Annotated in this window: 18 protein-coding genes; 14 read left to right on the top strand and 4 right to left on the bottom strand. The window is 69.7% G+C overall.

The annotated features are described in order from the left end of the window. Window positions 1–3: 3 nt before the first annotated feature. From ASF30_RS21035 to ASF30_RS21025, 3 genes are all read left to right on the top strand, one after another. A complete protein-coding gene (locus ASF30_RS21035) occupies window positions 4–1,224 on the top strand; it encodes an acetate/propionate family kinase (RefSeq protein ID WP_055911334.1) in 1,221 nt (406 codons plus the stop codon). Window positions 1,225–1,339: 115 nt separating this feature from the next. After that, entirely contained in the window at window positions 1,340–1,930 is a 591-nt protein-coding gene (locus ASF30_RS21030; protein ID WP_055911332.1) for an ArsR/SmtB family transcription factor, read from the top strand. Further along, on the top strand, window positions 1,927–3,306 hold the full coding sequence (locus ASF30_RS21025; protein WP_157497563.1) for an MFS transporter: 1,380 nt from the start codon (window positions 1,927–1,929) through the stop codon (window positions 3,304–3,306). The genes ASF30_RS21030 and ASF30_RS21025 overlap by 4 nt, the downstream gene beginning before the upstream one ends. An 88-nt stretch (window positions 3,307–3,394) precedes the next feature. Here ASF30_RS21025 and ASF30_RS22935 read toward each other — a convergent pair whose 3' ends face one another. Continuing rightward, window positions 3,395–3,547 carry an LPXTG cell wall anchor domain-containing protein gene (locus tag ASF30_RS22935; RefSeq protein ID WP_147430890.1) on the bottom strand — a complete coding sequence of 51 codons (153 nt, stop codon included), beginning with the start codon at window positions 3,545–3,547 and terminating at the stop codon, window positions 3,395–3,397. Between the two features lie 204 nt (window positions 3,548–3,751). Here ASF30_RS22935 and ASF30_RS21015 point away from each other — a divergent pair, with 204 nt between their 5' ends. After that, window positions 3,752–6,136 (top strand): DNA polymerase III subunit gamma and tau, encoded by a 2,385-nt coding sequence (locus ASF30_RS21015; RefSeq protein ID WP_055911328.1) that lies wholly within the window; start codon window positions 3,752–3,754, stop codon window positions 6,134–6,136. A gap of 13 nt (window positions 6,137–6,149) precedes the next feature. Continuing rightward, a complete protein-coding gene (recR, locus tag ASF30_RS21010) occupies window positions 6,150–6,746 on the top strand; it encodes a recombination mediator RecR (RefSeq protein WP_055911327.1) in 597 nt (198 codons plus the stop codon). A gap of 145 nt (window positions 6,747–6,891) precedes the next feature. Here recR and ASF30_RS21005 read toward each other — a convergent pair whose 3' ends face one another. Next, window positions 6,892–7,380 (bottom strand): hypothetical protein, encoded by a 489-nt coding sequence (locus tag ASF30_RS21005; RefSeq protein WP_055911325.1) that lies wholly within the window; start codon window positions 7,378–7,380, stop codon window positions 6,892–6,894. A 150-nt stretch (window positions 7,381–7,530) separates the two neighbouring features. On the opposite strand from ASF30_RS21005, the gene ASF30_RS21000 reads away from it, so the two are divergent. The 6 genes from ASF30_RS21000 to ASF30_RS20975 all read left to right on the top strand — a co-directional run bounded on the left by ASF30_RS21000 (window position 7,531) and on the right by ASF30_RS20975 (window position 14,506). Then, the gene (locus ASF30_RS21000; RefSeq protein ID WP_055911323.1) at window positions 7,531–8,811 is read left to right on the top strand and encodes an aspartate kinase; all 1,281 of its coding nucleotides are present in this window, start codon (window positions 7,531–7,533) and stop codon (window positions 8,809–8,811) included. Between the two features lie 194 nt (window positions 8,812–9,005). Beyond that, window positions 9,006–10,067, top strand: a complete 1,062-nt coding sequence (locus ASF30_RS20995) for an aspartate-semialdehyde dehydrogenase (protein WP_055911321.1) — start codon at window positions 9,006–9,008, stop codon at window positions 10,065–10,067. A 36-nt stretch (window positions 10,068–10,103) separates the two neighbouring features. After that, window positions 10,104–10,838 (top strand): SGNH/GDSL hydrolase family protein, encoded by a 735-nt coding sequence (locus ASF30_RS20990; protein WP_055911318.1) that lies wholly within the window; start codon window positions 10,104–10,106, stop codon window positions 10,836–10,838. A gap of 48 nt (window positions 10,839–10,886) precedes the next feature. Beyond that, entirely contained in the window at window positions 10,887–12,563 is a 1,677-nt protein-coding gene (locus ASF30_RS20985) for a sensor histidine kinase (protein WP_055911316.1), read from the top strand. Continuing rightward, window positions 12,560–13,747 carry a hypothetical protein gene (locus ASF30_RS20980; RefSeq protein WP_055911315.1) on the top strand — a complete coding sequence of 396 codons (1,188 nt, stop codon included), beginning with the start codon at window positions 12,560–12,562 and terminating at the stop codon, window positions 13,745–13,747. The genes ASF30_RS20985 and ASF30_RS20980 overlap by 4 nt, the downstream gene beginning before the upstream one ends. 66 nt (window positions 13,748–13,813) lie before the next feature. Continuing rightward, window positions 13,814–14,506 carry an SGNH/GDSL hydrolase family protein gene (locus ASF30_RS20975; protein WP_055911314.1) on the top strand — a complete coding sequence of 231 codons (693 nt, stop codon included), beginning with the start codon at window positions 13,814–13,816 and terminating at the stop codon, window positions 14,504–14,506. A gap of 36 nt (window positions 14,507–14,542) precedes the next feature. On the opposite strand, the gene ASF30_RS20970 is transcribed toward ASF30_RS20975, so the two are convergent. Next, entirely contained in the window at window positions 14,543–15,187 is a 645-nt protein-coding gene (locus tag ASF30_RS20970) for a MerR family transcriptional regulator (RefSeq protein ID WP_055911313.1), read from the bottom strand. A gap of 99 nt (window positions 15,188–15,286) precedes the next feature. Between ASF30_RS20970 and ASF30_RS20965 the strand changes: the two genes are divergently transcribed. Further along, the gene (locus ASF30_RS20965; protein WP_055911312.1) at window positions 15,287–15,703 is read left to right on the top strand and encodes a hypothetical protein; all 417 of its coding nucleotides are present in this window, start codon (window positions 15,287–15,289) and stop codon (window positions 15,701–15,703) included. 84 nt (window positions 15,704–15,787) lie between these two features. Here ASF30_RS20965 and phoA read toward each other — a convergent pair whose 3' ends face one another. Further along, the gene (gene phoA / locus ASF30_RS20960; RefSeq protein ID WP_082468252.1) at window positions 15,788–17,299 is read right to left on the bottom strand and encodes an alkaline phosphatase; all 1,512 of its coding nucleotides are present in this window, start codon (window positions 17,297–17,299) and stop codon (window positions 15,788–15,790) included. A gap of 184 nt (window positions 17,300–17,483) precedes the next feature. Here phoA and ASF30_RS20955 point away from each other — a divergent pair, with 184 nt between their 5' ends. After that, window positions 17,484–17,930 carry a VOC family protein gene (locus ASF30_RS20955; protein WP_055911310.1) on the top strand — a complete coding sequence of 149 codons (447 nt, stop codon included), beginning with the start codon at window positions 17,484–17,486 and terminating at the stop codon, window positions 17,928–17,930. A gap of 29 nt (window positions 17,931–17,959) precedes the next feature. Then, on the top strand, window positions 17,960–19,462 hold the full coding sequence (locus ASF30_RS20950; protein ID WP_082468251.1) for a malate:quinone oxidoreductase: 1,503 nt from the start codon (window positions 17,960–17,962) through the stop codon (window positions 19,460–19,462). Window positions 19,463–19,495 lie beyond the last annotated feature (33 nt).

Below are 19,495 nucleotides of genomic sequence, written 5' to 3'. Positions count from 1 at the left end.
ATCGTGTCTTCGGTTCTGGTCGTCAATTCCGGGTCGTCGTCGTTCAAGTACCAGTTGATCGACGCCGACAGTGAACGGATGCTTGCCACAGGCCTCGTCGAGCGCATCGGCGAGGCGCAGGGCCGCGCTGTTCACACCGTCGTGAGCGACGACGGCTCGAGCGCCGACGAGAAGTCGGAGCGCGAGCTGCCGATCGCCGATCACACCGCCGGATTCGCTGTCATGCTCGACGCGATCAGGGACCTCGGGCCGTCGTTGGAGACGCATCCTGTGATCGCCGTCGGTCACCGGGTGGTGCAGGGCGGGGCGCGCTTCTTCGAGCCCACCGTCATCACCGACCTGGTGCGCATCAACATCGACGAGCTGTCGAGCCTCGCGCCGCTGCACAACCCGGCGAACCTCGAGGGCATCGTCGCGGCGCAGAAGGCCTTCCCCGACGTGCCGCACGTCGCCGTCTTCGACACGGCGTTCCACCAGACCCTGCCGCCGGCCGCCTACACCTACGCGATCGACGCCGAGCTCGCCGCGAAGCACCGCGTGCGCCGGTACGGCTTCCACGGCACCTCGCACCGCTTCGTGTCGCGCGCGGCGGCCGAGTTCCTCGGCCGGGATCTCGCCGACGTCAACCAGATCGTGCTGCACCTCGGCAACGGTGCCTCCGCCTGCGCCGTGGCCGGCGGTCGTTCCGTCGAGACCAGCATGGGCATGACTCCGCTCGAGGGCCTGGTCATGGGCACGAGGTCGGGCGACATCGATCCTGCCGTGCTGCTTCACCTGCAGCGCCGGGCCGGACTCGGCGTCGACGAGGTCGACGCCCTGCTCAACAAGCGCAGCGGCCTGCTGGGCCTCAGCGGCCGCGGTGACATGCGCGACGTCGTCGACGCCTCATTCGCCGGAGACGCGGATGCCTCCCTCGCCCTCGACGTCTACGTGCACCGCCTGCGCGGCTACATCGGCAACTACTTCGCCCAGCTCGGCCGCGTCGACGCCGTCGTGTTCACGGCCGGGGTGGGGGAGAACGCGCCGGTCATCCGTGAGCGGGCGCTCGCGGGCCTCGAGGTGTTCGGCATCCGTATCGATCCCGAGCGGAATGCCGTGCGCTCTCCGGATGCCCGCCTGATATCGACGGACGACTCCGCCGTGGCCGTGCTCGTCGTGCCGACGAACGAGGAGCTCGAGATCGCACGCCAGACCCTGGCCGTCACGCGCCACGCCGCGGCCTGAGAGGACGCCCGCGCACGGTGCGCGGCCCCTCGCACCATGCTGGAGCGTCCCCTCGGCACACCGAATTGCACAAGAAGCATTGCACAAGAGTTCTTGTGGAATTACGCTGGGGTGCATGAGCACCGAATCCGGCCACCCCGAGCCTGCGACATCCGTCACCGTCTCCGACCCCAAGTCGATGCGCGCTCTCGCTCACCCGCTGCGGCTGAAGCTCCTGGGCATCCTGCGCGTCGAAGGGGCGCGCTCGGTGGGCCAGCTCTCAGAGCTCGTCGACGAGGCACCGGGCACCGTGAGCTATCACCTGGGCACCCTGGCGAAGTTCGGCTTCGTCGTCGAGGCGCCGGAGTTCGCCAGGGACGGGCGCGAGCGCTGGTGGCGAGCGGCTCATGACTCCACCCGGTTCGACATGGCCGACGTGCGCGACGACCCCGAGCGGCTCGGTGCCTCCGTCGCCATGAGGCAGATGGTGCTGCAGCACTACCTCGCCGAACAGCTGCAGGCTCTCGACCTCGAGGCCGCCCTCGCGGACGACTGGCTCGCCGCGACCACCAGCGGAGACATCGCCGCCTACCTCACCGTCGACGAGGCCGCCGAGATGTCGGCCGAGGTGCAGGCGCTCGCCGAACGCTGGTGGGACCGGGGCCGCACACCCCGGGAGGACGCCCGCGCCGTTCGCCTGATCTACTCCGTCTTCCCGCGGCCATGACCGACGCCATGATGACGACGGATGCCGCCCCCACGACGCGGCGCCGACTGCCGCTCGTCGCGCTGCTGACGGCGCAGCTCGTCTCGCTCGCGGGCAACGCCGTCACGGTCATCGCCGTTCCCCTCTACGTGCTGCACATCACCGGATCGGCTGTGGCGACTGGCGTCGCGGGCGTGTTCGCGACGGTGCCGATCATCGTCGGCGGCGCGCTCGGGGGAGTGATCGTCGATCGCTTCGGGTTCCGCGTCTCCAGCATCGTCGCCGACGTGGTCAGCGGGCTCACGGTGCTGGCGATCCCTGTGCTGGCCGCGACCGTCGGCCTCCCGTTCTGGGCGCTGCTGCTCCTCGTCTTCGTGAGCGGGCTGTTCGACACCCCCGGCGACTCCGCCAGGGCATCGCTCGTGCCCGATCTGGCCCGGCTCGGCGCTGTGCCGATCACGCGCGCCGCCGGCGCGCAGTCGGCCATCGAACGCTCGGCCCGGCTGCTCGGTGCCGCCGTCGCCGGTGGCCTGGTCGTGCTCGTCGGCCCGCTCGGCGCCCTGTTCATCGACGCCGGCACGTTCGCCCTCTCCGCTCTCATCGTGACGCTGTTCGTGCCGCGACCGGGCCGCGCCGGCGCGGCGACGAGGCCAGGCGGCTCCACGGCGGGCGGCGAGGCCGGCGCTACGAGCGGCACCGGGGCAGGTGCGAGGGGCAGTGGGGCAGGGGCGAGCGGTGGCGCCGGCATCCGGCATCCGGAGTCCTACCGCGCCGGTCTGGTTGCCGGATTCCGCTTCCTCTGGAGCAATCGGCTGATCCGAGCGGTGGTGCTGCTCGTCACTCTCACCAATGCCATCGACGTGGCCGGCATGACGGTTCTGAAGCCCGTCTACGCCACGACGGTGCTCGGCGACCCGGCCGCGCTCGGTGCCATGATCGCCTGCTTCGCCGGCGGGGCCCTCGTCGGATCGGTGGTGTTCGCGGGCATCGGCCACCGCCTGGCCGGGCGAGGGCTCTTCGTGGCGTGCTTCGCCGTGGCCGGGGTGCTGCCCTACGCCTCGATGGCGCTCATGATCCCCTTCCTCGCGCTGCTCGCCGTCATGATCGTCTCGGGTTTCGCGGCCGGAGCGATCAACCCGATGATCTCGACGGTCATGTACGGCACGATCCCGGAGGCCATGCGCGCCAGGGTGTTCGGGGCGACATCGGCCGGGGTCGCTGCGACGATGCCGTTGGGCGCCCTGGTCGCCGGCCTGGCCGTCGAGGCATTCGGCCTGCAGGCGACGCTGGTGGGTGCGGCCGTGCTCTACGGATGCCTCACGCTCACGCCGCTGTTCGATCGCTCGTTCCACGGTCTCGCTGCAGCGCGCCTGGATACGGCCGGCGCCGGCACCTGAGCCACGACATCCGGTATCGACTTTGCAGTGATGGTCGCCTGCGCCCGCTGCCAGGCGACCACAACTGCCAATTCGACCGCGGCGAAGCTCAGCTGTGGTCGCGTCGGCGCAGGCCCAGGTAGAGGGCGACGCCGGCCAGCAGGGCGGCAGCGGCGATGACCACCAGGAGACCGGGATTCGTGCCGCCCGTGGCCAGCAGCGAGGTCGCGGAGTGCGCGATGGACGCGGACTGAACGAGCATGACGATCACCGACTCTCGGGTGGCGGTGTCGCGCGAGACGCGCGGCGGAACTGATCCTTCGATGGCATCACCCGAATCCGCGAGATCACTGGGAAACAGGCGCATTCCAGCCTCGAATCCGGCCCCTGTGCCTCGCACTGGGGGAGTCCACGAGGTCACCGGCACCCGGCCGGGAATGTCAGCGGCGCCGACTACTCTTGAACCGTGGTCACCGCCCTGTATCGCCGCTATCGGCCCGAGACGTTCTCCGAGATGATCGGACAGTCCCAGGTGACCGATCCGCTCATGACAGCCCTGCGCGCAGACCGGGTGAATCACGCCTATCTCTTCAGCGGACCCCGCGGATGCGGCAAGACCACGTCGGCCCGCATCCTCGCTCGCTGCCTCAACTGCGCCGAGGGTCCGACCGACACCCCGTGCGGAAAGTGCGACAGCTGCATCGAGCTGTCCCGCGCCGGCGGTGGCTCGCTCGACGTGGTCGAAATCGACGCCGCGAGTCACAACGGCGTCGACGACGCCCGCGACCTGCGGGAGCGGGCCATCTTCGCGCCCGCCCGTGACCGCTACAAGATCTTCATCCTCGACGAGGCCCACATGGTCACGCCGCAGGGCTTCAACGCCCTGCTCAAGCTCGTCGAAGAGCCGCCTGAGCACGTGAAGTTCATCTTCGCGACCACCGAGCCCGAGAAGGTGCTCGGCACCATCCGCTCGCGTACGCACCACTACCCGTTCCGGCTCGTGCCGCCGGCGCAGATGCTCGAGTACGTGCAGAAGCTGTGCGACGAGGAGGGGGTGAAGGTCGCCCCCGGCGTGCTCCCTCTCGTCGTGCGTGCCGGCGGTGGATCGCCCCGCGACACCCTGTCGCTGCTCGACCAGCTCATGGCCGGGTCTGAAGACTCGACCGTCGACTACGAGCGCGCCGTCGCCCTCCTGGGCTTCACGCACGGTGCACTGCTCGACGAGATCATCGATGCCATCGCCGCGCGCGATGCGGCCGGTGCCTTCGCCGGCATCGACCGCGTCATCCAGACCGGCCAGGACCCGCGGCGCTTCGTCGAAGACCTGCTCGAGCGCCTGCGCGACCTCATCGTCGTGGGAGCCACGACGGCCAAGGGCGCTGCCGCCGTTCTCCGCGGCATCCCGCAAGACGAGCTCGACCGCATGGGCGTGCAGGCATCAGCCTTCGGCCAGGCCGAGCTCTCGCGCACAGCCGACATCGTCAATGCCGCCCTCACCGAGATGACCGGCGCCACCTCGCCGCGCCTGCACCTCGAACTGCTCGTCGCCCGTGCTCTCGTGCCGTCGGCCGACGACACCCAGCGCGGCGCCCTCGCCAGGGTCGAACGCCTCGAGCGTCGTGTGGGAGTGACGGATGCCGCAGCCCCGGCGCCGGCCGCGCCTGCCGCTCCCGCGGCCGCGCCCGCTGCCGCCGCTCCTGCCCCGTCTCCGTCCCGCGCAGCCGCCGCTCCCGCAGCGGCAGCTCCCGCACCGGTCCCCGCTGCCACCGCTCCTGCGTCGGCGCCCGCATCCGCTTCCTCCGCCGGCAGAGGCAGCGATGCAGTCGGCGCCGAAACCGAGGCTCCTGCATCAACTGCCGCCGCCGCCGGCAGCGGCGACGCCGCCGAAGCCGAGCAGTCTGCACCGGCTGTGCCCGACGTGGCCGCGACCGCCGCCGCCGTGCGCTCCACCCCGGTCGGCCCCGTCACCTTCGCCCAGGTGAAGGATGCGTGGCCCGAGGTGCTCGAGGCCGTGAAGGCGGCCAGCCTCAACGCCTGGATGGTCGTCTTCACCGCACAGGTGCGGGAGCTCCGCGACGACGACGTGCTCGTGCTCGGCTTCCCGAGCCAGAAGGACGTCGAAGCGCTCAAGCAGCAGGCTGCGCCCGGCCAGGGCGTCGGCGACTACCTGAAGCGCGCGGTGTCCGACATCCTCGGGTTCACTCCCAAGCTCATCGCCCGCGTCGAGACGCCCGGCGGCCCGGGCGGGGCCGGCGGCTCCGATGGCACGACGCCCCCAGCATCTCCTTCTGGTCCGACGGGTGGCGCAGCGGCCAGGACGGCTGCTCCGGCTGCAGCCTCGGCTCCGGCGACCTCGTCGGCAGCACGAACGCAGGCAGCATCGTCGACCGCCGCCTCGGCTGTGGGCCCGACTGCATCCGTTCCGGCCGACTCCGCCGACGGCTGGGCCACCATCGCCATTCCGGGTGCAGGCACGGCGCCGTCGACTCCCGTTCCGGCGACGGCTCCCGTGGTCCCCGAGGATGCACCAGCACCGACCTCGGCTCCGGCGCCTGTTCCAGCCGCCGCTCCCGCAGCGCCCCCGCGCGACGACGAGCCGCCCTTCGACGACGTGCCGCCGCCGTCCGACGACGAGGCTCCCTTCGAAGACCCGGGCTACAGTGCGCCTCAGCGTGCTCCGCAGCAGTCGGCCCCCCAGCGTGCTCAGCAGCAGCAGCAGCCCGCGCGCGGACAGCGGCCTGCGGCACCCGGCCAGCGCTACGGCGAGTCCGTCGTGCGCGAGGTGCTCGGCGCCACCTTCCTCGAAGAGCAGCCGCACACTCCCAAGACCAGCTTCCGCGAGCGGGCCTAGGGGAGACTGAGCAATGTACGAAGGAATCGTCCAAGACCTGATCGACGAGCTCGGCCGGCTGCCGGGCATCGGTCCGAAGTCGGCGCAGCGCATAGCGTTCCACATCCTGCAGACGCAGAGCTTCGACGTGGCGCGCCTCGCAGAGATCCTCACCACAGTGCGTGAGCGGGTGAAGTTCTGCAGCATCTGCGGCAACATCTCCGAGCAGGACACCTGCTCGATCTGCCGTGATCCGCGGCGCGATCCCGCCCTCATCTGCGTGGTCGAGGAGGCCAAAGACGTCGTCGCCATCGAGCGCACGCGCGAGTTCCGCGGCCTGTACCACGTGCTCGGTGGCGCCATCAGCCCGATCGACGGCATCGGCCCCGATGACCTCAGCATCCGCCAGCTGATGCAGCGGCTCGCCGACGGAACCGTGCAGGAGGTCATCATCGCCACGGACCCGAACCTCGAGGGCGAGGCCACGGCCACGTACCTGTCGCGGCTGCTCACCACGCTCGAGATCCGCGTCACCCGGCTGGCCTCGGGGCTGCCCGTCGGCGGCGACCTCGAGTACGCGGACGAGGTCACCCTGGGCCGCGCCTTCGAAGGTCGGCGCTCGGTCAGCTGACTCGCGCAGCCCGCGTCGGGCGCAGTTCCGCAACGCCGCCGGTCCGCAATTCCGGAGCGGAGCAGCGTCGCGGGCCGAGCCGCGGCGTCGAATCAGATGACACGCCTCCCCGCACCGGAGAAACGGCACGCACTCGGCGCTCAGCTCAGCGCAGGATCTCGACCAGCACCACCCACGCCAGCATCACGGCCCCGAGGATCGCGACGATGCTGGCCGCCGCGACGACAGTCAGCCCCCACCCGAGTCCGCAGAGAAGGGCGACGCTTCCGACGGCGTAGGTCGCGAGCGGTATGAAGCCGAGGGCGATCTTGGCGGGCGCTGCACCGCGCGGGGCGAGCCGATCCTTCAGGATCCAGTGAGTCGCCCGTGCCTGGAATGTCGCAGCGATGAGCGTGCCGATGAGCAGAACGACCCCCAGTGCCCAGAGCGCCGTCCCGGGCATGAGGCCGACGAGGCTCGCGATGAGCGCGAGCACGAGAGTGCTGATCGCCGCCGCCGCTCGAGAGGCCAGGGTCGCGGCCTTCATGATCTCGGCGATGTTGACCGACATCGCGACGATGATGAGTCCAGCGAGCGCCGCCGTGGCGCCGGCCAACGCCACGTTGAAGTCCGACCACTGCTCGAGTGCGTCCATCGCCGCACACTACAACGCAGCGCGGGCGGCCGCCATCGGACGTCGACTCGGGTCGGCGAACACCGCCCGGCGCCCGTCACATAGCGCAGAGGGCATATGGGCGCCGATTATGATGGGGGTTTCCGCGCCGTCCACCCCCAGGAGTTGTTCGTGAGCTTGATCGTGCAGAAGTTCGGCGGTTCCTCCGTGGCCGATGCCGAGAGCATCAAGCGCGTCGCCAAGCGCATCGTCGAGACCCACCGCGAGGGCAACGAGGTCGTCGTCGCGGTCTCCGCGATGGGAGACACCACCGACGACCTGCTCGACCTGGCCCACGAGGTCACCCCGATCCCGGCGCCGCGCGAGCTCGACATGCTCCTCACCGCCGGTGAGCGCATCTCGATGGCACTGCTCGCCATGGCCATCCGCAGCCTCGGCTACGACGCGCGCTCCTTCACGGGCAGCCAGGCCGGCATGATCACGGATGCCCAGCACGGCGCGGCCCGCATCGTCGACGTCACGCCGGGCAGGCTCCGCGAGGCCCTCGACGAGGGCGCCATCGCCATCGTGGCCGGCTTCCAGGGCTTCAGCCGCGAGTCCCGCGACATCACCACCCTCGGCCGCGGCGGATCCGACACCACCGCCGTCGCCCTCGCTGCAGCGCTCGGTGCCGACATCTGCGAGATCTACACCGACGTCGACGGCATCTTCACCTCCGATCCGCGCATCGTGAAGAGGGCGCGCAAGATCGACCGCATCACGAGCGAGGAGATGCTCGAACTCGCCGGATCCGGGGCGAAGGTGCTCCACATCCGCGCCGTCGAGTACGCCCGCCGCCACAAGGTCACCCTGCACGTGCGCTCCTCGTTCAACTACAACGAGGGCACCATCGTCTACGACCCCCAGAACCTGCCAGAGGGAGAAGAGTTCACCATGGAAGAGTCGATCATCGCCGGAGTCGCGACCGACCTCAGCCAGGCCAAGATCACGGTCGTCGGCGTTCCCGATGTTCCGGGCGTCGCCGCCAAGCTGTTCAAGATCGTGGCGAACACGAACGCCAACGTCGACATGATCGTCCAGAACGTGTCGGCCGCCGCCACGGGTCGCACCGACATCTCCTTCACCCTCCCGAAGGACGACGGCCAGAAGGCCATCACCGCCCTCAGCAACGCTCAGGACGGCATCGGCTTCGAGAGCCTGCAGTACGACGACCAGATCGGCAAGCTGGCCGTGGTCGGCAACGCCATGCGCACCAACTCCGGCGTCTCGGCGACCCTCTTCGAGGCGCTCTACGAGGCCGGCATCAACATCGAGATGATCTCGACCTCCGAGATCCGCATCTCCATCGTCACGCGCGCCGACAGCATCAACGACGCCGTGCGTGCAGTCCACACGGCCTTCGGCCTCGACGCCGAGGACGAGGCTGTCGTGCACGGAGGCACCGGGCGCTAGCCGATCGGCGGATGCCGCACACGGGGTCGGTCCCGGCATCCGCTCGCCCGATCCTCACCGGACGGGCATCACCGGGCAGTCGATCGACTGCCGTTCCACAGGGCGAAGCCGCCAAATCCAGGAATGTCGGAGCGATCCGATCCTGATGGGGGCGCACCTCCTGTCAGACTTGACGTGAACGAGAGGCAAGAAACGTGAGCAACAGCGTGGGAATCAACATCGGCGTGGTCGGAGCTACAGGACAGGTCGGAGCCGTCGTGCGCCGCCTGCTCGAGGAGCGCGACTTCCCGGTGGCGAGCATCCGCTACTTCGCGTCGGCGCGTTCCGCCGGAACCACCCTGCCGTGGCGCGGTGAGGACATCGTCGTCGAGGACGCCACGACGGCCGACCCCGCCGGACTCGACATCGCGATCTTCTCGGCCGGCGCCACTCTGTCGAAGGTGCAGGCTCCCCGTTTCGCCGCCGCCGGCGTCACCGTCATCGACAACTCCTCTGGCTGGCGGATGGACCCCGACGTTCCTCTCGTCGTGAGCGAGGTCAACCCCGAGGCCATCGCGGATGCGCGCAAGGGCATCATCGCCAACCCGAACTGCACCACGATGGCCGCCATGCCCGTGCTGAAGGTGCTGCACGAGGAGGCCGGGCTCGAGCGCCTCATCGTGAGCACCTACCAGGCCGTCTCCGGATCCGGTCTCGCCGGGGCCGAGGAGCTCGAGGGCCAGGTGCGTGCAGCCATGGAGGGCGACGTGCTCGGCCTGGTGCACGACGGTCGGGCCGTCGAACTGCCGGCGCCGAACAAGTACGTGCGTCCCATCGCCTTCGACGTCATCCCGCTGGCCGGCTCCATCGTCGACGACGGCGACTTCGAGACGGATGAGGAGAAGAAGCTCCGCAACGAGAGTCGCAAGATCCTCGACCTGCCCGGGCTGCTCGTGAGCGGCACCTGCGTGCGGGTTCCCGTCTTCACCGGCCACTCTCTGTCGATCAACGCGGAGTTCGCCAACGCCATCAGCGTCGCCCGGGCCGAGGAACTCCTCGCCGCGGCGCCCGGCGTCGTGCTGACCGACGTGCCGACCCCGCTCGAGGCTGCCGGCACCGACCCCAGCTACGTGGGACGCATCCGTCAGGACGAGGGTGCGCCCGACGGCCGGGGCCTCGCCCTGTTCATCTCGAACGACAACCTGCGCAAGGGCGCAGCCCTGAACGCCGTGCAGATCGCCGAGCTCGTCGCGGCGAAGCTCCCGGCGGCGGTCTAGCCCGGTCCGGGCACGTCCTCCGAAGCGCGGTTCGACATGAAGAAGAATCTCGGACGCTCCGTCGCGGGCGCCGTCGGGCTGGTGCTCGCCGTCACGCTGCTCTCGGGATGCGGGCCAGCCGCGGTGCAGTCGATGATCGAGGGCGGCGCGGCGACTCCGGTCCCGACGGCGACCCCGACAGCGACAGCGACGATCACCCCAGCCCCGGTGCAACGCCAGATCGTGGCCTTCTACGGCGACTCCATCACCCACGGTGAGGGAGCGTCCAGCTCGGGCAAGCGCTGGTCGACCATCGTCAGCGATGATCACGATTGGATCGAGATCAACCCCAGCATCGGCGGTCTCGGCTTCGTGACGAACCGCACCCGCGATCCCATCGACATCGTCGACACGATCATCGCCGCGAAGCCCGACATCGTCATCAGCACGATGGGCCTGAACGACAACTCCCGCATGCCCGCGGCCGCGAAGCAGGTGCAGGCCGCGATCGAAGCCGACTTCACGCGGTTCGCCACGGAGCTGCCCGACGCCCGGATCATCGTGGTCGAGCCGTTCTGGTACCACGACGTGCGGCCGGCATCCGTCGCGCAGATCAGCGGTTTCACGAAGGCTGCCGCGAAGAGGATCGGCGCCGACTACATTGCCGGCGCCTCGTGGTGGCTGGACGGCCACCCCGAACTGAAGTCGGCCGACGGTGCCCATCCGAACGACGCCGGCTACGCGATGATCGCGAAACGGATGGACGCCGAGCTCGCGAAGCTCGGCCTCTGAGCGACGCGCGTCCCTGCGTCCTCCCGCTCACGCGTTAGGGTCGAGACCATGTCGGGTAACGAGCGCCCTGCGGCTGCGGACCGATCGCTCGATCGAGCCGTCACGCTCAGTCAGCTGCTCTTCGGAGTCTCCGTGCTCTTCGTCGTGGTCGTGCAGCAGGTCACGGAGGCGGCCACGCAACGGCCCGGCGCGTTCTTCCTCGGAGTGGTTCTGACCTTCGTCGGATGCGGCCTCGCCGTCGCAGTGCCCTGGCACCGTTTCGGGCGCAACTGGACCGCCGTGCTCCCGGCCATCGACATCATCGCGATCGTCTGCCTGCGTTTCGCCGCACCATCGCTGGGCGCTGGACTGCTCTGGATCTTCCCAGTCATCTGGCTGGGCAGCTACTTCGGAGTCATCGGCGCCTCGGCTGGCGTGCTCTCGATCTTCGTGCTGATCGTGACCGGCGCGTTCCTCACGGGTGATCCCCTGACGGCGCTGACCATTCCGTCCTTCCTCGTCCTGCCGCTGATCCTCGCCGCCGTCGCTGCCTCGAGCGTGAGTGCTGCGCGCCGCTCGGCGGCCAGGCATCAGCTGCTGCACAGCCAGTCGCGCGTGCTCGAATCGGCCATGATCCGTGCGCGTCGCCAGGAGAACCTTCTCGCCGATGTGCTCGACGCCGTCGACTTCGGTGTCGCCAGGGTCGGTGCTGACGGCAGTGTCGTCGCGATGAACGACTCGCACACCCGCATCATGGCAGCGGCAGGCCGAGACATCTTCGCCACGGACGCCCCGGATGCCGCCGCCTCGACCGAGCTCTACGCCGCCGACGGCATCGACACCATCGATGCCGCGGACGCGCCGCTGGCGCGCGTCCGGCGCGGCGAGGAGTTCGCCGGGATGGTCGTCTGGGTCGGCCAGCCCGGCCGCGGCGCCGCCCTCAGTATCACGGCCCGTCGTCTGAGCAGCGGCCCGGGGGCGACGAACGAGGGCGTCGTCGTCGTGACACGCGACGTCACGACCGAGCTCGCCGCGGTGCGCGCCCGCGACGACCTGGTGGCATCCGTCTCCCACGAACTGCGCACCCCGCTCACGAGCATCGTCGGCTACCTCGACCTCGCACGCGACGAGGACCTCTCCGAAGGGGCCGAGCGGTACCTGCAGGTGGCCGATCGCAACGCCGACCGCATGCTCGGCCTGATCACCGACATCCTGGCGGCATCGACGGCGGGTGACGGACCGGTGGAGCTCACCATCGACCGACGCCCCACCGATCTGGCCTCCATCGTCGCGGCGTCGGTCGAGAGCCTCGCGCCGCGTGCCCGGGAGAGCGACGTGACCATCGAGGCCGGCGGCATCCGAGAGTTGCACGCCGTCGTCGATGCCTTCCGCATGCGCCAGGTCATCGACAACCTGATCACCAACGCCATCAAGTACAACCGCGCCGGCGGCACCGTCACCGTCGAGCTGGCGGAAGGCATCGAGAGCGGCCTCGACAGCGCCGTCGACAGCGCCGTCATCACGGTGACCGATACCGGAACCGGCATCGCCCCCGAGGAGGTCCCGCGACTGTTCGAGCGGTTCTTCCGCAGCGAGTCCGTGCGCGGCTCGAGCGTGCACGGCAGCGGCCTCGGCCTCGGCATCAGCCGCGACATCGTCAGGCGGCACGGCGGAGAGCTCACGATCGAGAGCGCCCTCGGCGTCGGTACCAGCGCCACCGTGCGCATCCCCCTGGAGGACACGTGACCATCGATTTCGACCTGCAGACCATCAGCGTCATGACCGCGATCGTGGTCGTGGTCGCTGGGGTCACCTTCATCGCCGACACCCTGGTGCGCCGCGACGAGGTCGCCGGACGCATCTGGGCCCTGGCCTACCTGAGCGGGATCCTCACCGTGCTGAGCTACCTGTTCTGGGCCGCCAACAACGACGCCTGGTGGGCCGTCGCCGTTGGCAACGCCGGGTACGTCGCGACGGCCGGATGCCTGTGGGTCGGCGCTCGCGCGTACAACCGGCGCCCCGGTTTCGTCTGGGTCTTCGTCGTGCTGATCACTGTGGCGGCGGCGATCGCCGCGTTGATCGAGGGTCCGACGGGCGGGGACTGGGCCGGCGCCGGTCTCATGTTCGTCGCCATCGCGGGCTTCGCCGGCGGTGCAGGCGTGGAGTCGCTCACGGGGAGCATGGGGGCAAATCCGAACGCGCGCGCCCTCGCGGGCGTGCTCCTCCTGCAGAGCGCCTACTACGCCGTGCGCACCGTCGTGTTCTTCAGCGGCGGTGCTGACAGCGAGCTGTTCCGCACGGCGTTCGGAACGGCGTCGTCGAGTTTCATCGTCGTGACTGTCACCATCGTCGGTGCCATCTCCATGTCGGTGCTGCGCGCCGACCGCGCGCGACTGCGCGGCATCCGTCGACCGCGGGTCACGGATGAGGCAGCCGGCCTGGCCCTCGGCGGGCTCGAGTCCCTCGCCGATGGCTGGATGAGGCGCGGGGCGTCGCGGGGGCGTGGCATCGCGGTCCTCGCCGTGCGCTTCGACACTCTCGAGGCCATGACGACGGCATTCGGGCGGAACGCCGCCGACGACATGTGCGCAGCCTGGACCGACTCCGTGCGGCAGCACTGCCCGCCGTTCAGTGCTGTCTTCGAGCGTGCCCCGGGTTCGCTCATCGTGATCTCCCCGATCGAACCGGGAACGGATGCCCGCGGCATCGCCGACGCCATCATCGACGGGCTGCTCGATCCCGGCATGGCCGACCTCGGCGGCATCCGCCCCACTGCGACCATCGGTGTGGCCGAGAGCGATCCGGCCGAGCCGGACGAGGGCGCCCCTGCCATCATCGCTCGCGCCGAGGCGACGGCGCTGTATGCCATCGCGTTGGGGGAGTCCGTCGTGGTGGCGACGGACGCGCCGACCGAGCCCCGAACGGCGTAGCGCGGTCCCGGTGCCTGGAGCGATGGCATGAGCAATCCGCAGCCGCCGTCGTGCCGAACACCGGCTATGACCCGACGCAGTTCCGTGCTCGCACGCACGGCCGCAACGGCCGCTGCGCTCGCCGTCTCGGTCCTCGCGTTGGCCGGCTGCGCGATCACGGGGCCGACGTCCGCCAGGCCGACGGCATCCGTCGACCCCGACGCGCCGGTGGTCGCCTTCTACGGCGACTCCTACACTCGCGGCACCGGAGCGTCGTCGCCCGAGAAGCGCTGGTCGACGATCATCTGCGCCCGACGGGGGTGGACCGAGGTGAACCCGTCGACCGACGGCCTCGGCTTCGTGAACAACCGCGACCTCCAGGACGTCGACGAGCTCGACACCGTCATCGCTGCCGACCCCGACACCGTGATCGTCACGATGGGCCTGAACGACAACTTCTCCATGCCCGATCGCGCCGACGACATCGAGGCCGCCATCTCCAGCGACTTCGGGAGGCTCTCGACGGAGCTGCCCGACACGCGGATCGTCGTGGTCGAGCCGTTCTGGTACAGCGACGATCGCCCGGATTCGGTCCAGACCATCATCGACTGGGTCGAGGTCGCCGCCGAGGGCATCGGGGCCGACCACATCCCCGATGCGTCGCACTGGATCGAGGGGCATCCGGAGTGGATGGCCTCCGACGGCCTGCACCCGAACGACGACGGCTACGCGGCGATGGCCGAGAAGATGGACGCCGCCCTGGCCGCCATCGGCCTCTGACGCACCGCGCCGCACCGCGCCGCGCCAGCTGCTGCCTCAGTCGACGTCGAGCAGCCCGGCGGCCACGTCCTGGTGGGCGAGGCGGCGCAGCGCGAGGATCACCGGCTCGTAGAGCGCTGTGCCGATCACGGCGTACTCGATCGCGGCGGATGCCGGTGCCCCGGCCTCCGCGCCGTCCAGGGGCGCGCTCGTCGGCATCTGAGCCAGGTCGAACTCGGCCATGGCGTGCAGATGCCGCCCGTAGGCGTCGATGCGCGCATCGCTGATCGGCAGGCCGGCCTGCTCGGCTGCCATCAGGGCATGCTCCAGTTGAGCGACGCCGGCGTAGCGCGGGTCGTACACCTGCCCGAGACGGTGGATCACCGCACGGGCACGGGGATAGTCATCGTGCGGGTCGCGCACGGCGTACGGCGGCAAGGCGGCCACTGCCTGCCCGAGGGCATCGAAGAGATCGCCATCGGGGGAGTCGATGAGCGCGAGCACGGCCTTGGCCTGCTGAACAGGCAGGCCGGCGGCCCCGGTCAAGGCCCGGATGACGCGCAGGCGGTGCAGGTGCTGCTCGCCGTACTCGGCCTGCGTCGCGGTCATCGCGGTCCCCGGCGGCAGCAGCCCCTCGCGCAGGTAGTACTTGATCGTCGCCAGCGGCACGCCTGACTCCTCGACCAGTTCTGAGACGCGCATGCAGCTCCTTGACATCGGATAGCGACACTATCTACTATCTAGATAGTTCGACTATCCAATCATGGCGGATGGCGTTCCGCCAGTGCCGAGAGGACTCTGATGCTCGCACCAGCCAGCCTGTCCCTCGCCGGAATCCTGCTCCTCGCCCTCGTGACGGTGGAGTCCGGCGGGTATTTCCTCACCAAGGTCGTGCGCGGTCATGCCCCGGCCAATGCGCTGCAGACGAGCTTCTTCCGGGCCGGCCATGCGCACGCCGCCGTCCTCTTGGTGCTGAGCCTGGCGATCCTCGGTGTCATCGACCAGACGGCGTTGGCCGACGGATGGCTCTGGCTCGCACGCACCGGTGTTCCGATCGCCGCCATCCTGATGCCCGCAGGGTTCTTCCTCTCGGTGCTCGGCCGTGACCCGGTGAAGCCGAATCGGCTGATCTGGTTGCTCTGGCTCGGCGTCCTCTCGCTCACCGCCGGCCTGATCGCGGCTGGGATCGGACTGCTCCTCGCCGGTCTGGCTGGCTGAATCCCCGGCACACCACCGTGAGGCTGACGTACGAGAGCGGGGCGGATGCCGCAGCATCCGCCCCGCTCGATGGTGCTCAGGCGATCAGTGCCCGCCCTTCCAGTTCCACCAGTGGTTCGAGCCGTGGCCGTGCTTCACGGGCCAGTCCACGCTGCCCGAGCGGTTCAGCTGCAGCGCGTTCGAGATGGTGAAGAAGGTGTCGGTCTGGTCGGTGAGGCCGACGACGTTCGCGGCACCCGGCCCGTAGGCGGCGATGCGCAGCTGCGACCCCGTGTGCTGCTGCGATCCGCCGGCAACAGCCGTGCCGTAGGAGATGCGCAGCGGCGTGCCGTCGGCCGTGGTGAGCACGGATCCGAGACCGGGCGTCGCGCCGTCGACGATCTGGCTCGAGTGCGCGTGGTCCGCCGTGACGATCACCAGGGTGTGACGGTCGGCCTTCGCGAAGGCGAGAGCCGCCTGCACGGCCTCGTCGAGGTCCTGGGTCTCGCCGATCTGGCCGCAGGCGTCAGCGGCGTGATCGCGCTTGTCGATCGACGCTCCCTCGACCTGCAGGAAGAAGCCCTTCTTCGACTTCTTGTCGTCGAGCAGCGAGATCGACTTCTTGGTGAGATCGCTCAGGGTCAGGCCGGCGCCGAGGTAGGCGGGGTTCGCGGCGCAGGTCGATGCGGCACCGCCGGATCCGCCCACCGTCGCAGTCGACGCGGCGAAGCGGGTCGGGAGGTTGCCGTCGGCGAACAGCCCGAGCACCGGGGAGTCCTGGTTCGCCTTCTTCACGGCCGCGAGCGCTGCCGCGTCCTTCACGACCTGGTAGCCGCGGTCGGCCGCTTGGGCGAACAGCGTCTGCCCGTTCCACTCGCCGGCCTTCGCCGTCTGGTTGAACGTGGCAGCTCCGCCGCCGAGCGTGAGGTCGGGACGCGTGTCGAGCAGCTGCTCCGAGATGGACCCGGGGCCGCCGGCGACGAGGGCGTCGGTGCCGCAGGTGGGGCTGTCGGGTCCGTAGCAGCTGCGGGCGGCGACGTGGGCGACCTGCACGGCGGGAGTCGCATCCTGGATCTCGGCGGTCGAGACGTCACCGGTGCGCAGCCCCTTCACCTTCGCCAGCTCGAGCAGGGTCTTCTGGGCCTTGCCGTGGATGTCGACGCTGATGGCGTTGTCGTAGGTCTTCGTGCCCGTCGACCAGGCCGTGCCGGTCGCGGCGGAGTCCGGCGTGTAGTCGGGCTTGCCGACCAGCGGGTCGCCGTCCTTGTAGAGCGAGTACGTCGTGTACTGGCCCGTCAACGGCAGGGCGTCGATGCCCGGCAGGCGTCCGCCGGCGCCGTAGAGGTAGTCGCGGGCGATCGTGATCTCGCTGTCGCCCATCCCATCGCCGATGAGCAGGATGACGTTGCGTGCGGTGCCGCCGTCGATGGCGCCCAGCACTGTGCGCGTCTGGTCCTGGCCGTGGTTGTGGGCAGCACCGCCGGGCTGGTCGGGGGAGGGCTGCGAGGTCGCCGTGGCAGCGAGGCTCGAGCTGATCACCAGCGCGGCTGCGATGCCGAGCATGCCGGCGGCGGCGCCGACGCGGCCGATGGCTCGAGAGGTGGGTCGGATGGGCATGGTCTCTCCTGAGGTTCTTCGAACCGCACCGGGCGGGCCCGTGGATGTGTTCACAGGCGATACACAGGTCAGCAGCCTGATCCGAACACCGCGTGAACGCAGGGCACTGTTCGAGTGAACACCCTCGAATGGGGGACATGATTCGGGGTAGGCATAACCGATCCCACGCCGCTACCGTCGATGGATGGCCATTCCCCAGCGCTACTCCCTCGTCACCCTCGGCGTCGCCGACGTCATCGAGGCCACGGCCTTCTACAGATCGCTCGGCTGGGAGACCGCGGCGAGCACGGTGGAAGGCGACACCACTTTCTTCGCGACGCCGGGCGGGGTGCTGGCGCTCTGGTCGACGGCGGAGCTCGCGAAGGATGCCGGAACGACGATGATGCACGCGAACGCCCCGGCCTTCCGTGCCGTCGCGCTCGCGATCAACGTGGGATCGCGCGAGGAGGTCGATGAAGCCGTCGGCGAGTGGATGGCGCTCGGCGGCTCGGTGTCGAAGGTGCCGACGGAGACGGAGTGGGGCGGCTACAGCGGCTACGTCGCAGACCCCGACGGCAACCTCTGGGAGATCGCGTACAACCCGTTCTGGCCGCTCGACGAGCGCGGCCTTCCGGTCCTCCCCGGCGAGTAGTCCCCCCGCGCGCGGATAGACTGGCATCCGTGAATTCTCCGGCCCCCATCGACGTCGTCCTCATCGGCGGCGGCATCATGAGCGCTACGCTCGGCACCCTCATCAAGCAGCTCCAGCCCGACTGGACGATCCGCGCCTACGAGCGCCTGGGCGACGTCGCCCAGGAGAGCTCGAACCCGTGGAACAACGCGGGAACGGGCCACGCCGCCCTCTGCGAGCTGAACTACATGCCCGAGGGCAAGGACGGCTCCGTCGACCCCGCCAAGGCCATCAGCATCAACGAGCAGTTCCAGGTGAGCCGCCAGCTCTGGTCGCACCTGGTGTCGACGGGTGCCCTGCCCGAGCCGTCGACGTTCATCAACACGACGCCGCACATGACCTTCGTGCACGGCAAGAAGAACATCGAGTACCTGCGCCGTCGCCATGACGCCCTCAAGGACCAGCCGTTGTTCGAGGGCATGGAGTTCAGCGACGACCCCGCGAAGATCGCCGAGTGGACGCCGCTGATCACCCGCAGGCGCAACAAGCGCCAGCGCATCGCCGCCACCCGCATCGAGTCGGGAACGGATGTCGACTTCGGCGCACTCACCCACTCGCTGTTCGCCGACCTCACCGAGCGCGGCGGGGAGCTCTACCTGAACCACCAGGTGACCGGACTCAAGCGCAAGAAGGACGGCACCTGGCGCGTCAAGGTGCTGAACGCCGTTGGTCGCACCCGCACCGAGGTGAACGCGCGCTTCGTCTTCGTCGGTGCCGGCGGCGGCGCCCTCGCGCTGCTCCAGCACTCCGGCATCCCCGAGATCCAGGGCTTCGGCGGCTTCCCCATCAGCGGGCAGTTCCTCAAGACCTCGAATCCGGCCGTGGTCGCACAGCACAAGGCCAAGGTCTACGGCAAGGCCGGCGTCGGTGCTCCGCCGATGTCGGTCCCGCACCTCGACACCCGGGTCGTCGAGGGCGAGACTTCGCTGCTCTTCGGCCCGTACGCCGGATTCACGCCGAAGTTCCTGAAGAGCTCGACCTGGTTCGACCTGCCGTTCAGCATCCGGTGGCACAACATCTGGCCGATGCTCGCCGTCGCCTTCCACAACTTCGACCTCATGAAGTACCTCATCGGCGAGCTCGCGGCCGACCGTCGCAAGAAGATGAAGGCGCTGCGCGAGTTCATGCCCACGGCGAAGGACGAGGACTGGGAGCTCATCACGGCCGGCCAGCGCGTTCAGGTCATGAAGAAGGACGAGAAGGCCGGCGGAGTGCTCCAGTTCGGCACCGAGGTCATCACTGGCGCCGACGGCACCATCGCGGGCCTCCTCGGGGCATCTCCCGGTGCCTCGACGGCCGCGCCGATCATGCTCGACGTACTGAAGCGCTGCTTCCCCGCCGAGTTCCCGTCGTGGGAGCCCAAGCTGCGCGAGATGATCCCCAGCTTCGGCACCACGCTGAACGACAAGCCCGAGATCGCTGCGGCGTCCCTGGCGTCGACGGCCGCCACGTTGGGCCTGCCGGCCCCGCAGCTCAGCGTCGCAGCTCGCTGACGCCCTTCCCCGTTCGCTGAGGCCCGGACGCAG

The sequence above is a fragment of the Leifsonia sp. Leaf264 genome, assembly GCF_001422325.1.
Lineage (GTDB): Bacteria > Actinomycetota > Actinomycetes > Actinomycetales > Microbacteriaceae > Orlajensenia.
This window is presented reverse-complemented; position numbering and strand designations above follow the sequence as displayed.